Source organism: Candidatus Pelagibacter sp. Uisw_121, from assembly GCF_047722545.1.
Lineage (GTDB): Bacteria > Pseudomonadota > Alphaproteobacteria > Pelagibacterales > Pelagibacteraceae > Pelagibacter.
This window is the reverse complement of sequence record NZ_CP159816.1, coordinates 842385-855785: the sequence shown is the minus strand read 5'-3', so window position 1 is coordinate 855785 and position 13401 is coordinate 842385. Positions and strand designations below refer to the sequence as shown.

Annotated in this window: 16 protein-coding genes; 9 read left to right on the top strand and 7 right to left on the bottom strand. The window is 31.1% G+C overall.

All coding sequences use genetic code 11. The annotated features are described in order from the left end of the window. The first annotated feature begins 2 nt into the window (after positions 1 to 2). Both ABXT52_RS04645 and ABXT52_RS04640 read left to right on the top strand, forming a co-directional pair. Positions 3 to 1166: an iron-containing alcohol dehydrogenase gene (locus tag ABXT52_RS04645; RefSeq protein ID WP_415271418.1), complete on the top strand. Its 1164-nt coding sequence runs from the start codon at positions 3 to 5 to the stop codon at positions 1164 to 1166. Next, complete coding sequence (locus ABXT52_RS04640; RefSeq protein ID WP_415271417.1) at positions 1163 to 1954, top strand: glutamine amidotransferase-related protein; 792 nt, start codon at positions 1163 to 1165, stop codon at positions 1952 to 1954. The genes ABXT52_RS04645 and ABXT52_RS04640 overlap by 4 nt, the downstream gene beginning before the upstream one ends. A 3-nt stretch (positions 1955 to 1957) precedes the next feature. Here ABXT52_RS04640 and ABXT52_RS04635 read toward each other — a convergent pair whose 3' ends face one another. Beyond that, positions 1958 to 3643: a formate--tetrahydrofolate ligase gene (locus ABXT52_RS04635; RefSeq protein ID WP_415271416.1), complete on the bottom strand. Its 1686-nt coding sequence runs from the start codon at positions 3641 to 3643 to the stop codon at positions 1958 to 1960. A gap of 127 nt (positions 3644 to 3770) precedes the next feature. Here ABXT52_RS04635 and ABXT52_RS04630 point away from each other — a divergent pair, with 127 nt between their 5' ends. From ABXT52_RS04630 to ABXT52_RS04615, 4 genes are read left to right on the top strand one after another with little or no spacing between them, the layout of a single operon-like run. Continuing rightward, positions 3771 to 5027 carry a sarcosine oxidase subunit beta family protein gene (locus ABXT52_RS04630; protein WP_415271415.1) on the top strand — a complete coding sequence of 419 codons (1257 nt, stop codon included), beginning with the start codon at positions 3771 to 3773 and terminating at the stop codon, positions 5025 to 5027. Further along, positions 5028 to 5294, top strand: coding sequence for a sarcosine oxidase subunit delta (locus tag ABXT52_RS04625; protein ID WP_271499032.1), 267 nt, complete (start codon positions 5028 to 5030; stop codon positions 5292 to 5294). A 1-nt stretch (position 5295) separates the two neighbouring features. Continuing rightward, a complete protein-coding gene (locus ABXT52_RS04620; RefSeq protein ID WP_415271414.1) occupies positions 5296 to 8292 on the top strand; it encodes a sarcosine oxidase subunit alpha family protein in 2997 nt (998 codons plus the stop codon). Continuing rightward, entirely contained in the window at positions 8289 to 8876 is a 588-nt protein-coding gene (locus ABXT52_RS04615; RefSeq protein ID WP_415271413.1) for a sarcosine oxidase subunit gamma family protein, read from the top strand. Before ABXT52_RS04620 ends, ABXT52_RS04615 begins: the two co-directional genes overlap by 4 nt. A 3-nt stretch (positions 8877 to 8879) precedes the next feature. On the opposite strand, the gene ABXT52_RS04610 is transcribed toward ABXT52_RS04615, so the two are convergent. Beyond that, positions 8880 to 9731 (bottom strand): DMT family transporter, encoded by an 852-nt coding sequence (locus tag ABXT52_RS04610; protein WP_415271412.1) that lies wholly within the window; start codon positions 9729 to 9731, stop codon positions 8880 to 8882. A 109-nt stretch (positions 9732 to 9840) separates the two neighbouring features. On the opposite strand from ABXT52_RS04610, the gene ABXT52_RS04605 reads away from it, so the two are divergent. Beyond that, on the top strand, positions 9841 to 10149 hold the full coding sequence (locus tag ABXT52_RS04605; RefSeq protein WP_415271411.1) for a hypothetical protein: 309 nt from the start codon (positions 9841 to 9843) through the stop codon (positions 10147 to 10149). Here the strand turns inward: ABXT52_RS04605 and ABXT52_RS04600 are convergent. The 3 genes from ABXT52_RS04600 to ABXT52_RS04590 are packed head-to-tail and all read right to left on the bottom strand — an operon-like array spanning position 10139 to position 11722. Beyond that, positions 10139 to 10579 carry a hypothetical protein gene (locus tag ABXT52_RS04600; protein WP_415271410.1) on the bottom strand — a complete coding sequence of 147 codons (441 nt, stop codon included), beginning with the start codon at positions 10577 to 10579 and terminating at the stop codon, positions 10139 to 10141. The genes ABXT52_RS04605 and ABXT52_RS04600 overlap by 11 nt on opposite strands. Before the next feature lie 3 nt (positions 10580 to 10582). Next, a complete protein-coding gene (locus ABXT52_RS04595; protein WP_415271409.1) occupies positions 10583 to 11329 on the bottom strand; it encodes an aspartate/glutamate racemase family protein in 747 nt (248 codons plus the stop codon). 45 nt (positions 11330 to 11374) lie between these two features. Continuing rightward, a complete protein-coding gene (locus ABXT52_RS04590) occupies positions 11375 to 11722 on the bottom strand; it encodes a cupin domain-containing protein (RefSeq protein WP_415271408.1) in 348 nt (115 codons plus the stop codon). 31 nt (positions 11723 to 11753) lie between these two features. Between ABXT52_RS04590 and ABXT52_RS04585 the strand changes: the two genes are divergently transcribed. Then, a complete protein-coding gene (locus ABXT52_RS04585; protein ID WP_415271407.1) occupies positions 11754 to 12050 on the top strand; it encodes an alpha/beta fold hydrolase in 297 nt (98 codons plus the stop codon). Further along, on the top strand, positions 12028 to 12519 hold the full coding sequence (locus ABXT52_RS04580; protein ID WP_415271406.1) for an alpha/beta fold hydrolase: 492 nt from the start codon (positions 12028 to 12030) through the stop codon (positions 12517 to 12519). The genes ABXT52_RS04585 and ABXT52_RS04580 overlap by 23 nt, the downstream gene beginning before the upstream one ends. A gap of 81 nt (positions 12520 to 12600) precedes the next feature. Here ABXT52_RS04580 and ABXT52_RS04575 read toward each other — a convergent pair whose 3' ends face one another. Further along, positions 12601 to 12807 (bottom strand): cold-shock protein, encoded by a 207-nt coding sequence (locus tag ABXT52_RS04575; RefSeq protein WP_006998008.1) that lies wholly within the window; start codon positions 12805 to 12807, stop codon positions 12601 to 12603. A 118-nt stretch (positions 12808 to 12925) separates the two neighbouring features. Next, a complete protein-coding gene (locus ABXT52_RS04570) occupies positions 12926 to 13393 on the bottom strand; it encodes a GNAT family N-acetyltransferase (protein WP_415271405.1) in 468 nt (155 codons plus the stop codon). Positions 13394 to 13401: the final 8 nt, after the last annotated feature.

Below are 13401 nucleotides of genomic sequence, written 5' to 3'. Positions count from 1 at the left end.
AAATGAAGTCAAATTGGAATTATCCAACAACTATGTGGGTTGGAAAAGATAGAATTAAAGATCTAAGTATTGCTTGTAAAACTTTAAACATTAATAAACCATTGTTAGTAACTGATAGTGGTCTTGCTAAATCAAAAATTGTAATCAATGTGCTAGAGAATTTAAAAGAAGATGGTATTTCAGCGGAATTATATTCAGATGTTGTGAGTAATCCAACTGGCACCAATGTAACTGAGGGTGCTGATTATTATAATAAAAATAATTGTGATGGAGTAATAGCTTTTGGAGGGGGTAGCGGCCTAGATGTTGGTAAAGCAATTGCATTTATGTCAGGTCAAACCCTACCTATTTGGGATTTTGAAGATGTTGATGATAATTGGACTAAAGCAAACTCTGACAAAATTGCACCAATTATTGCTGTACCAACAACTGCTGGAACAGGATCAGAAACAGGACGAGCATCTGTAATTTTAAATGAAGAAACTGGTGTAAAAAATATAATTTTTCATCCTAAATTTTTACCTTCAATAGTTATTTTGGATCCGGTATTAACACTTAGTTTGCCTGCAAAGATTACAGCTGCAACTGGTATGGATGCGCTAGCTCACAATTTGGAAGCATATTGTGCACCAGGATATCACCCAATGGCTGATGGAATTGCTTTAGAGGGTATGAGATTAATTAATGAATGGTTACTTGAAGCAGTTAACAACGGATCAAATATTGAAGCTCGACAAAACATGTTAACAGCAGCAAGCATGGGATCAACAGCATTTCAAAAAGGCTTGGGGGCAATTCACTCATTAAGCCACCCAGTAAATGCTTTAAATAATATTCATCATGGCTTATCCAATGCAATATTCATGCCTTATGTATTAACCTTTAATAAAGATGTAATTGAAAAAAAAATAATAAAGATTTGTGATTATTTAGAACTTAAAGATAGATCTTTTGATGGCTTTGTTAGCTGGGTTTTAGATTTAAGAAAAAAACTAGATATACCTCACAAATTATCAGAAGTGATTGATGAAAAGGATTTTGATATTAATAGATTGTCAAAGATGGCATTAGCAGATCCATCTACTGGAGGAAATCCAAAAAAATTAACCGAAAATGATATGAGAACAATGTATCAGCATAGCATGAGTGGAGAATTATTTAAATGAGTAATTTGAATATTTTAATTGTTGAAGGAAATATTAGAGAAGATAGTGAGTTTTTTATTAAAGCTGCTGGAGCTTCTGCAGCAGATAACTTAAAAAACTTAATTTTAAAGATAGAACCATCTGCAATTACAGAAATTATAAATCCTGGTCATGATGATGAGACAATGAATGCTCTGAAAAATATGAATAAATATAATGGCATCATGTTTACCGGTGGTGCAATGAGAATAAATGATATGACAGATGTGATTAAGAAACATATTAATTTTGCCTCTAATTGCTTTAATCATAAAAATAAGATTTTAGCAATTTGTTGGGGATTACAAGTCTGTTCAACAGCAGCTGGGGGTAAAGTAAATCCTGGAAAAAATGGTGCTCATATTGGAATTGCATCAGACGTAATTATTAATAATGAAGGTGAGAAGCATTTTATATATAAAAACAAAAAAAAAATTTTTACCACACCAGCATTTAATTTTGATGAAGTAAGTGAATTACCAAAAAATGCTATTCTTTTATCAAGTGATGAAGTTAACAATGTAATGGGTGTTAGCTTTAATGCAGGAAACTCAGAAATTATTGGCTTACAATATCATCCAGATTATGAATATTTTCAGATGCTTAAACTTATCGAAGGTCGTAAAGAACGATTATTTGTAAATAAGAATTTTTTAAATGAAGAAGAGTATGAAAGCCATATCTCATACATAAAATCTCAAAACGAACTATTAGATTTTAATAATAGAACATGTGAAGTTAGAAACTGGCTTAATTATCTACGTAACTAGTTTCTAAAATAGACCTTCAATTTCACCATCTTTATTTAGCTTAATTGAATCTGCCGCTGGAACCCTTGGTAGTCCAGGCATTGTCATAACAGCCCCACATATAACAACAATAAACTCTGCTCCAGAAGAAAGTTTAATCTCCCTAATTGGTAAAGAATGTCCTGTTGGTGCACCTTTTAAGCTTGGGTCTGTTGAAAAGCTGTATTGAGTTTTTGCAATACAAATTGGAAAATCACCGTAACCAGCTTCTTCAAAGCTTTTTAATTGGTCTCTAATTTTAGTATCAGCAATAACCTCATCTGCTCTATAAATTTCTTTTGCAATTGTTTCTATTTTTTTAAATAGAGGAGTTTTACTCTCATATAAGAATTTGAATTTATCTTCATTTTTCTCACATAATTCAGCAACATGACTTGCAAGTTCTTTTGTACCTTCACCACCATTTGCCCAATGAGTACAGAGACTTGCTTTAACACCAATAGTGTCACAAAATTCTATCAAAGCTTTTACTTCATTATCTGTATCTTTAACAAAATGATTAACGGCTACTGCAACTGGTAAATCAAATTTTTTAACATTTTCCACGTGTCTTTGAAGATTAACTAAACCTTTTTTTAGGGCTTCCACATTTTCTGTTTTAAGGTCATCTTTTGCTACACCACCATGCATTTTTAAAGCCCTAATAGTTGCAACAATTACAACACAGCTAGGTTTTAAATCTGACTTTCTGCATTTAATATCAAGAAATTTTTCCGCACCAAGGTCTGCACCAAATCCTGCTTCTGTAACAACATAGTCAGCAAGTTTTAGTCCAGTCTTTGTAGCAATTACAGAATTACAACCATGTGCAATATTAGCAAAAGGACCACCATGAATAATTGCAGGATTGTTTTCTAAAGTTTGAGTAACATTAGGTCTAATTGCATCCTTTAATAATACAGTCATCGGACCTTGTGCTTTTAAATCTTTAGCATAAACAGGTTTTTTATCTCTAGTATATGCAATTGTAATATTTCCAATTCTTTTTTCTAAATCTTCTAAATCATTTGATAAGCAAAAGATTGCCATGATTTCAGATGCAACAGTTATATCAAAACCATCTTCTCTTGGAAAACCATTTGCAACTCCACCTAAATTTATATTTATAGATCTTAATGAACGATCATTCATATCCATTACTCTTTTCCAAACAATTCTTCTAACATCGATATCTAATTTATTTCCCCAGTAGATATGGTTATCAATTAATGCTGATAACAAATTATGAGCTGATGTTATTGCGTGAAAATCTCCAGTAAAATGTAAATTAATTTGTTCCATTGGAACTACTTGAGCATAACCACCACCAGCTGCTCCACCTTTCATTCCAAAAGAGGGACCAAGGCTTGGTTCTCTTAAACAAACTATAGATTTTTTTCCAATTTTATTTAGACCATCATTTAAACCAACTGAAGTTGTGGTTTTTCCCTCACCAGCAGGAGTGGGAGTGATCGCTGTAACTAATATAAGTTTTCCATTTGGTTTATCTTTTAAAGTATCTAAATATTCTAAATTAATCTTTGCAATGTGTCTGCCCATTGGACTAAAAGCTGAGCTTTCATCTGGTACATTTATCTTGGCTAAAATATCATTTATAGGTTGCATTTTAGCTTCTCTAGCTATCTGAATGTCTGATTTAACTTCGTTCATCTAAAACTCCTATAAATTAAAATTTCTTTGAAGAATTAGTATCTTCTTTTATGAATTTTTGAAACTTATAAAAATTATATATAAAAATAATAATAACTATTTATATTCTTTTAGATAAAATTAACTGATGCAAAAATATTCTATATTTAACCTTATAAAAAATGCTTTCTCCGGTCATCAAAAGTGGGATTTAGCCTGGAAAGATGCTACTCCAAAAAAGGAATATGATGTTGTTATTATTGGTGGTGGAGGCCATGGGCTAGCTACCGCATATTACCTTGCAAAAGAACATAACATTACCAATGTTGCTATCATTGAAAAAGGATGGCTTGGTGGTGGAAATATGGGAAGAAATACCACGATTATTAGATCAAATTATATGCATGACGACAATGCTTTGTTCAGTGAGTTTGGAATGGATCTATGGAGAAAGATGAGCCAGGATTTAAATTACAATGTAATGTTTTCTCCAAGAGGAATAATTAATCTTGCACACTCAGATGCCCAAATGAATGTTTTTGCAAGAAGAGGAAATTCAATGCGCCTAAATGGTATTGATGCAGTTCTTTTAAATAGAGAAGAAGTAAAAGAAATTATTCCAATGGCAGACTTTTCAGACAATGTAAGATTTCCTATATTTGGTGGATTAATGCAACCAAGTGCTGGAACGGCAAGACACGATGCTGTTGCATGGGGTTATGCGCGTCAAGCAGATTCAATGGGTGTAGATATAATTCAAAATTGTGAAGTCACAGGTTTTGATGTTGTCGGTGGAAAAATTCAAGGAGTTAGAACTTCTCGTGGGGATATTAAAGTAAAAAAAATTGGACTATGTGTTGCAGGTAGTACAAATATTTTAGCAGAAAAATTAAATATGACGATACCAGTTGAGACACATCTTTTACAAGCTTGTGTTTCAGAACCCGTAAAGCCTGTTTTAGATAGAGTTGTAACTTTTGGTGCAGGACACTTTTATATTAGTCAGTCGGATAAAGGTGAAATGGTAATGGGTGGAGATTTGGATGGCTATAATAGCTATGCACAAAGAGGAAACCTTCCAACCCTTCAACATGTTTTAACAGAGGGAATTGCCATGATGCCTTTCCTTAGTAAATTAAAAATGCTTAGAACTTGGGGTGGGATAATGGATATGTCTATGGATGGTTCGCCTATAATAGATAAAACTCATATTGAAGGATTATATTTAAACTGTGGATGGTGTTATGGCGGATTTAAAGCAACACCCGCATCAGGATGGACATTTGCGCATACAATTGCTCAAGATAGAGTTCATAAATTAAATGCTGGATATAGTTTGAGTAGATTTAATACCGGTCACTTACTAGATGAAAAAGGACTTGGAACCAAAACATGGATCTCATAAATGCTTCATATTAAATGCCCTCACTGTGGGATGAGATCTCAAAATGAATTCTCATATGGTGGTGATGCAACCGTTAAAAGGCCAGAGCTTAATAAGGAAGTTTCAGATCAAGATTGGGATAACTTTGTCTACAATAGAAAAAGTTTAAGAGGAAAACACAAAGAACTATGGCAGCATATATCAGGATGCAGACAGTGGATTAAAGTAGAAAGAGACACTGCAACTCACGAAATATTTAAAACAGTTAAAGCTAACGAAGATATTTAATATGACACAAAATTATAGATTAGATAATATTGGATTAATAAATAGAGATAAAAAAATCTCATTTAAATTTAATGGAGTAACTTATTTTGGTTATGAGGGTGATACTTTAGCATCAGCATTACTTGCTAATGGAGTTCATTTAATAGGAAGAAGCTTTAAATATCATAGACCTAGAGGCTTTTTTGGTGCAGGGGTGGATGAACCATACGCAATTGTTCAATTATGTAGAAATAATGAAACTGAACCAAATGTAAAAACTACAGAACAAGAACTCTTTGAAGGTTTGGAAGCAACAAGTGTTAATTGTTGGCCAAGTGTAAATTTTGATATTGGAGCAATTAACAATTTTTTAAAGATATTTCTTCCAGCAGGATTTTATTACAAGACTTTTATGTGGCCAAAAAGTTTTTGGTACAAAGTTTATGAGCCATTTATAAGAAAAGCTGCAGGACTCGGAGTTGCATCAATCAAACATGACAAGGAAAGATACGAACATAAATATGAGTATTGTGATTTATTGATTGCAGGTTCAGGGCCTTCTGGTTTAGCAAGCGCATATGCTGCTGCTAAAAATGGAGCAAGAGTAATTTTAGCGGAAGATAAACCTAGATTTGGTGGAACTTTATTAACTAGCGAAGTTAATATTGGCAATCAAACAGGAAAAGAATGGGTAGAAAATATTATTTCTGAACTTAAAGAAATGTCTAACGTAACAGTAAAGAATAGATCTCAAGTATTTGGTTACTACGATCACAATATGTTAGTGATGTCAGAAAGATTAAGTGATCACTTACCTAAAACTAAAAAATATAATCCAAAACAAAGACTTTGGTATATTAGAGCAAAAGAAGTTTTAATCTCATCAGGTTCAATTGAAAGACCTTTAGTATTTGGGAACAATGACACACCTGGAGTGATGTTGTCTTCTGCAGCAAAAGAATATTTAAAAGTCTATGGAGTTTTAGTTGGTAAAAAACCTTTAATATTTACAAATAATGACAGTGGATATGAAACGGCTATAGAATTTAAAAAAAATGGTGTTGATCCTATTATTTTAGATACAAGAAAAGAACCTAAGTCGGAAATCATAGATGAAGCAAAAAAATTAGATATTCAAATTAAATTTTCTTATGTAGTTGTTGCAGCTAAAGGTTATAAAAAAGTTAAATCTGCTGAAGTTGCTAAAATTTCAGATGATAAAAATGAATTAGGAACCTTAGAAAATATTAAATGTGATTGCATTTGTGTTTCAGGCTTTTGGACTCCAACAATTCATTTAGCCTCTCAATCAGGAAATAAAACTACCTTTAATAAAGATATAGATGCATTTGTACCAGGACTATCAAAACAAAATGAAACAACTTTAGGCGCTGCAAATGGAACTTTTACATTAGATGAAACTTTAAAAAGTTCATTTAATAGTGGATACGAATTATCAAAAAAAATTACTAATAATGATCACAAAACATCATCGCCAACAGTCATGGAAAAAAAATCGACTACACACGATAAATTTTGGTGTGTGCCTTTACCTAAAGGAAAAACATATAAAAGATTTTTAGATTTTCAAAATGATGTAGCTGTTTCTGATGTAGAAATTGCACTAAAAGAAGGTTATCGGTCTATTGAACATGTAAAAAGATACACAACACTAGGAATGGCCACAGACCAAGGAAAAACAAGTAATCTCAACGGCTTGCAACTAGTTTCAAACATAGAAAATAAAATAGTACCAGAGGTAGGTCACACAACTTTTAGACCTCCATACACACCAGTTACTATTGGTGCGATTGTTGGAAGAGAAATTGGCAAACATTCTAAACCAACAAGAAAATCACCAATGCACTCTTGGCATGAAAAAAATAATGCAGTGTTTGTGGATGCAGGTGTCTGGTTGAGACCAAGATATTATAAAATTGGAGAAGAAACTTTATTTGAAGGTTCAAAAAGAGAAGCTAAAAACGTTAGAACAAATGTTGGAGTTTGTGATGTAACTACTTTGGGCAAAATTGATATTAAAGGACCCGATGCAGCAGAATTATTAAATAGAGTTTATACTAATGCCTGGTTAAAATTACCCGTTGGTAAAGCAAGATACGGTGTAATGTTAAGAGAAGATGGAATTGTCATGGATGATGGAACAACAACAAGAATTTCTGAAAACCATTACCACATGACAACAACAACAGCACAAGCAGCAAATGTTTTGTCTCATATAGAGTATTATTTGCAGCTTGTATGGCCAGAGCTTAATGTAAATGTAGTATCAACTACAGAGCAATGGGCTGGAGCAGCAATTGCAGGACCAAAATCTAGAGATTTATTACAAAAATTATTTCCAAATATCGATGCTTCTAATGAAGGCTTACCTTTTATGGGATATAAAGAAGCTGATTTATTTGGAGTTCATGCACGAATTTTTAGAATTTCATTTTCAGGAGAGCTTGCTTATGAAGTCAATGTTGGGTCAGACAATGGAAATTTTATGTGGGAAAAAATAATGGAAATTGGGCAAGAATTTAATATTCAGCCTTACGGAACTGAAGCACTATCAACTCTAAGAATTGAAATGGGTCATATTGCAGGATCAGAACTTGATGGTAGAACTATTCCTTATGATAACTCTCTAGAAGGACTTGTTAGTAAAAAGAAAGATTTTATAGGGAAACGTTCTTTAGATAGAGAAGCTTTTGTTGCAGAAGATAGACAAAAAGTGGTTGGTGTCATTCCAGTTGATAAAAAAACAAGTATCCCTGAAGGATCTCATTTAGTTAAAGATGCAATGGCTCCAATTCCAAATCCTAAATTAGGATATATTTCTGCATCTTGTTGGAGTGTTGAAAATGATAATCCCTTTTCATTAGCAATTCTTAAGGACGGGAAAAATATGATTGGTCAAAAATTATTCGCAATGTCACCCTTAAAAAATAAAACAATACCTGTAGAGATAGTTTCATCACACTATGTAGACCCAAAGGGTGAAAGGGTGAGATCATGAGTTCAATTTCTGCATTAAAGAATATTCATAGCAAAGGAGTATTTGGTGATCATGAAGGGAAAAATGATGATGAGTTATTAAAAGTAAGTGAATTAAGTGATTTTCTAATTATTCAAATTGTTAAATATAATAGCTCCTTAATAGCTATTGAAAATATTAAAATAGATAATCTGAGCTTAAAAAATGAAGCCCTAAATATAAACTGTAATGCTAATACAAGAATTTTATGGAATGGCACAAATAACTGGCTTTTAGTTTCTTCAAAAAAAGAAATTTTAAAAGAAATTAATGAAAAATTAGTTGATACAGATTTTGCTATAACAAATATATCTCATAGCAGAACGATAATTCAAGTAGAAGGAAAAAATACAAAAGAGATATTGAAAAAAGGATGTCCCTTTAATTTTAATGAATTGAAAAAAGACACCTGTCTAAATTCAATTTATAACGGAATGTCTGTTACAATTGATATGTTAGATGATAATCCAGACAAAGTTAGAATATTCTCATTACGAAGTTTTGGAGAATCTTTTTATCACTCTATTACGGATGCTTGTTTAGAATTTGGCTATAAAGGGATTTAAACTTTATTGCTTTCTAGTTGCAATATAAACACCAAGAGTCGCTACTGCAAAACCAATTAGATCTAAATTATTTAATTTTTCATTTAAAAATAACCATGCCATTATTGCTGTAGTTGGTGGTATCAAAAAAAATATAGAAACTGTTTTGCTTGCTGAGTTATTTTTAATTAAATACATTAAGATTGTGAATGCTCCAAAAGATACAAGAAATATCTGATGACTCATTGCTATTAAAAATGTGGGCGAAAAATTAATATAAGGTTTACTAAAAATTAAAATAATTATTATGTGTAAAGAACAACCACCTATTGCTTGATACATATTACTTACAGACAAAGGTAAATCATTACTTATTTTTTTTTGCCATAAAGTTGATGTTGTAATAGCTAGTAGAGCAACAAAAGATGCTATTACTCCAAAAACAGGAAGGCTCGACCCAATATCAAAACCTAAAACTAAAGCAGCACCTATAAATCCAAGGATTACCCCAACCCATTGTTTGAAAGTAACTTTTTCACCTAAGAATTTTCCTGCCAAAGCATTAGTTAAGATTGGTTGCAAGGTAACAATCAATGCTGCAATACCTGTAGGCATTCCAATTGAAACAGAATAGAAAACACCACCCAAATAAACACCATGAAAAAGTATTCCACTAAAAAATGACTGTAAAAAGTTTGTAGTATTAGTTAAAATTTTTTGCTTTGTATAAATTGAAAAAATAAAGAAACCAATAGCTACAACAAAAAATCTAAATGCTAATGCAGCAAAGGGATCACTATTATCTATTATCGGCTTTGTTGTTACAAAAGCTGATGACCATAAAATGATAAAGATGAATGGAAAAATTTTAACCATACTGAGTTTATAGGTGATATTTGGAAACAATATTAGAGATTAATATCCATAATGAGAACTTTCCCTCTTGAGTTGTACTTATAAATACTTAGAATTAATCATAAGTATAATGATTTCAAATAATACAATTGCTGGATTATTCTTGCTACTTTTTTTTAACGGTTGTGTGCAAACTACTGCTTTATTAGGACCCGTTTACACATTAGCCAGCACTGGTAATATCTATCAGGCTAGTCTTTCATATGGCTCTAATCATGCAGTTGAAAAAATTACCGGCAAGTCTCCCACAGAAAATGTTCAAAGTCTTGTAGACAATAAAAAAAAAATTGAGGAAAAAGAAAAACAGGAAGAGTTTTTTGCTTTAGTAAAAAGCAGAATAGAAAAGACAAGTAAAATTATTCAATTAGCTAATCAGTAATATTCAATAAAAGCTGTTCTGACTGCCCAGTTTCTTTACACCACAGTTCATAACTTTCACACATTCTCCATAAAAAATCAAAAGCACGCTGAGAAATTTCAAGCGGAAAGGAGCTTTTAGCGTAATACAAGTCAGGGTACTTTATTAATTGTTTTACTGTAGCATCTTTTTGTACATTTAAAAGTTTAATGGTTTCATCTGGTATTTTTTCTCCACTATCTTTATCAATAAATTTATTATCTTTTAAATACTCAAACCAATCATCATGAAACTTACCACTGCTTATTTCTTCATATTTTTTTGTACCTATAAACCCCTCAATGGCATCTATATTAGAAATATCTAAATTATTTTTTTTAATATCAGTTATATCTTTATAAATAACTTCAGCTAAATAAATAACATAAGGTTTTTTTATCTTAGAAAGCATTAATTATTTTCTATATTTTGCCATAGATGAATTGGCTAATATTAAATTAGGGTCCAAATATAGTTTTGACATCTTAACATTCTTCAATGATTTAAATGCAAAAATTGCTATAGGTAATTCCGTACAACCTAATATAATTTTTTTGCAATTATTTTTAATTAAATAATTAATTGCTGGTTTAATAGATTTTTCAGCTAATTTTATATTACCCATTTTTACATGTTTGATAGTTTTATTAACAGATTTAATTTGCATATCTTGAAGAGGTGTAATCAATTTATATTCATTCTTAAATAATTTTTCATAAATTTTTGTTTTTAAAGTGCCCTCTGTTGCAAGAAGCCCAATTTTTGAATTCTTTTTATAAATTTTTTTAGTATATAAAAAAACTTCTTTAGGCATATTTACTATTGGAATTCTTATTTTCTTTTTTAAATCTTCATACCAATAATGAGCAGTGTTACAGGGTATGACAATAAACTTACAGCCACTTTTCTCTAGTGATCTACAACCTTCGAGTAAGCTTTTTAAAACCTGATTATACTTTGTATTGTTTTTTAAATTTCTTGGAAGATCTGAAAATCTTTTAGTATGAACTCCGATTGACTCTGGTCTTCCGGGTATATTAGATTTATTGTAAAGCATGAAAAGAGGGTATTCTTGATCAATCTTACCTCTATTAAGCATTGCAAGCTTGTTGCAAAAATCAAGCCCAGCCTGTGTTCCCATTCCTCCTAATATACCAATCATAATTATTAATACTTTTAAATATTGTTAAAAATTTGTTTTTTGCTCTTACAATGGTTGATTAATACCTCTCATAAAGACTAAAACCAAGCAACCATTTATTGTGTGTGATGAATGTTTTGATCCTGGTTCAAAAGATATAAAATCCCCCTTTTTAAAAATTTTTCCATCTGGATCTGTTAATTCCCCATCTAACATTAAAAATTCTTCAAAACCTTTATGTTCGTGAGGTAGACTTTTTGCACCTGGTTCCATTTTTAAAACATAAGTTCCTTGTCCGTCGTTTTCTCTGCTATAGCTAATTTTATGCCAGCTCATCCCAGGCACAACTGCTCCATAATTATCAAATGGTGTAAACTCAATATCTTTTAGATTTGTTATTTTTCTTTTAATCATAATTGTTATATTCAATGATTATTAATAATTAATGAATATGCAAGATATATTTACCGAAGATGTGGGAAGTGGGATTCCTTTAGTTTTAGTCCATGGTTTTTTAGGTTCTTCTGAAATGTGGAAGCTACAAATAGATTTCTTTAAAGAAAATTATAGAGTTATTGCTCCAGCACTTCCAGGTTTTGGAAAAAGCAATAAAGTCAACCCATGTAATTCAATTGAATGTATGGCTAAATCTATATTGATAACTTTAGAAAAAAAAAAAAATAGAACATTTTTATTTATTAGGCCACTCCATGGGAGGTATGATTGTGCAAGAAATGGTTAAGTTAGCAGGTAAAAAAATCTTAAAGTTAATCTGTTATGGTACAGGACCCAGGGGAAATATACCTGGAAGATTTGAAACTATAGATGTTTCTAGAGAAAAACTAAAAACTAACGGACTGGAAAGTACAGCTTATAAAATTGCAAAAACATGGTTCATTGAAGAAGATAAATCTAAATATTTTTATCTTTGTGAAGAAGCTGGAAAACAAACATCTTTAAAGGCAACAGACAATGCACTTGTTGCTATGAAAAATTGGGATGGAGTTAAAAATTTACAAAATATTAAAAATGAAACATTAATAGTTTGGGGAGATCAAGATAAGGCTTATAATTTTAATCAAGTTGAAACTCTGAATGATAATATTTCTAATAGTAATTTAAAAATAATTAAAGGATGCTCTCATAACGTTCATTTAGAGAAGCCAGATGAATTTAATACGATAGTGAGTGAATTTCTTAAAAAAAACTGATTGGTATTGGCTGAAATATTTACCTAAATAATTAAAAAATTAATTTAATTAAAAAATCGCAGCCAATAGAAAGTGTGAATATTATGCAGTTTTTAAATTTACCGCTGAAGGACCTTTTGGACCATCTTCAACTTCAAAAGTCAAAGCTTGACCTTCATCTAAACCGTTCATACCAGCATCTCTAACAGCTGAAACGTGAACGAATACATCTTTTTCTTTATCTTCTCTTTCAATAAAACCAAAACCTTTAGTTGGATTGAACCATTTTACTTTTCCTTGTAGACTCATATTTATCTTCTTACTTTTTATTATGTTACTTTTATTACTTATAATTAAGTAATTCACGCTTTGTTTAGATTTATTGAGGTTTTGTCAACTAAATTTAAAAGATTAAATAATTAAAGACTTACTTGTTGCTTATTAACATGGTCATATAAATAGAATTGATATCATTTTTGTAGTGTGAGAATGGCTCACAGGACTTAAAACCACACTTACTAAATAATTTTCTAGCAGTCAAAAAGAATTCACCAGCACCCGTTTCTAAACTTAATCTTTTAATATTGAGTTTTTTTGCCTCATTAATTAAGTGATTTATGACTTTTGTACCATTTCCTTTGCTTCTAAAGTTATCACTAACTCTTATAGATTTGAATTCACCATGTTCTTTATCTAAGAATTTTAATGCTCCACTTCCCATTAAGACATTTTCCTCCCATAAACTCCAAAATTTAATAGATGGATCTTTTAATCCGGCTATATCAAGAACGTGAGCGCTTCCTTCAGGTGATACAGATCTTAATTCAATGAAATGCTTTATAAGCAGCTCATGAACTTCTGGGTTATCAAAATTTCCTTCGATTGATTTTAACATTTTAGTAA

Coding starts and splice junctions, on each gene's coding strand:
- ABXT52_RS04645 (WP_415271418.1), top strand. CDS start 3: ATGAAGTCAAATTGGAATTATCCAACAACTATGTGGGTTGGAAAAGAT.
- ABXT52_RS04640 (WP_415271417.1), top strand. CDS start 1,163: ATGAGTAATTTGAATATTTTAATTGTTGAAGGAAATATTAGAGAAGAT.
- ABXT52_RS04635 (WP_415271416.1), bottom strand. CDS start 3,643: ATGAACGAAGTTAAATCAGACATTCAGATAGCTAGAGAAGCTAAAATG.
- ABXT52_RS04630 (WP_415271415.1), top strand. CDS start 3,771: ATGCAAAAATATTCTATATTTAACCTTATAAAAAATGCTTTCTCCGGT.
- ABXT52_RS04625 (WP_271499032.1), top strand. CDS start 5,028: ATGCTTCATATTAAATGCCCTCACTGTGGGATGAGATCTCAAAATGAA.
- ABXT52_RS04620 (WP_415271414.1), top strand. CDS start 5,296: ATGACACAAAATTATAGATTAGATAATATTGGATTAATAAATAGAGAT.
- ABXT52_RS04615 (WP_415271413.1), top strand. CDS start 8,289: ATGAGTTCAATTTCTGCATTAAAGAATATTCATAGCAAAGGAGTATTT.
- ABXT52_RS04610 (WP_415271412.1), bottom strand. CDS start 9,731: ATGGTTAAAATTTTTCCATTCATCTTTATCATTTTATGGTCATCAGCT.
- ABXT52_RS04605 (WP_415271411.1), top strand. CDS start 9,841: ATGATTTCAAATAATACAATTGCTGGATTATTCTTGCTACTTTTTTTT.
- ABXT52_RS04600 (WP_415271410.1), bottom strand. CDS start 10,579: ATGCTTTCTAAGATAAAAAAACCTTATGTTATTTATTTAGCTGAAGTT.
- ABXT52_RS04595 (WP_415271409.1), bottom strand. CDS start 11,329: ATGATTGGTATATTAGGAGGAATGGGAACACAGGCTGGGCTTGATTTT.
- ABXT52_RS04590 (WP_415271408.1), bottom strand. CDS start 11,722: ATGATTAAAAGAAAAATAACAAATCTAAAAGATATTGAGTTTACACCA.
- ABXT52_RS04585 (WP_415271407.1), top strand. CDS start 11,754: ATGAATATGCAAGATATATTTACCGAAGATGTGGGAAGTGGGATTCCT.
- ABXT52_RS04580 (WP_415271406.1), top strand. CDS start 12,028: ATGATTGTGCAAGAAATGGTTAAGTTAGCAGGTAAAAAAATCTTAAAG.
- ABXT52_RS04575 (WP_006998008.1), bottom strand. CDS start 12,807: ATGAGTCTACAAGGAAAAGTAAAATGGTTCAATCCAACTAAAGGTTTT.
- ABXT52_RS04570 (WP_415271405.1), bottom strand. CDS start 13,393: ATGTTAAAATCAATCGAAGGAAATTTTGATAACCCAGAAGTTCATGAG.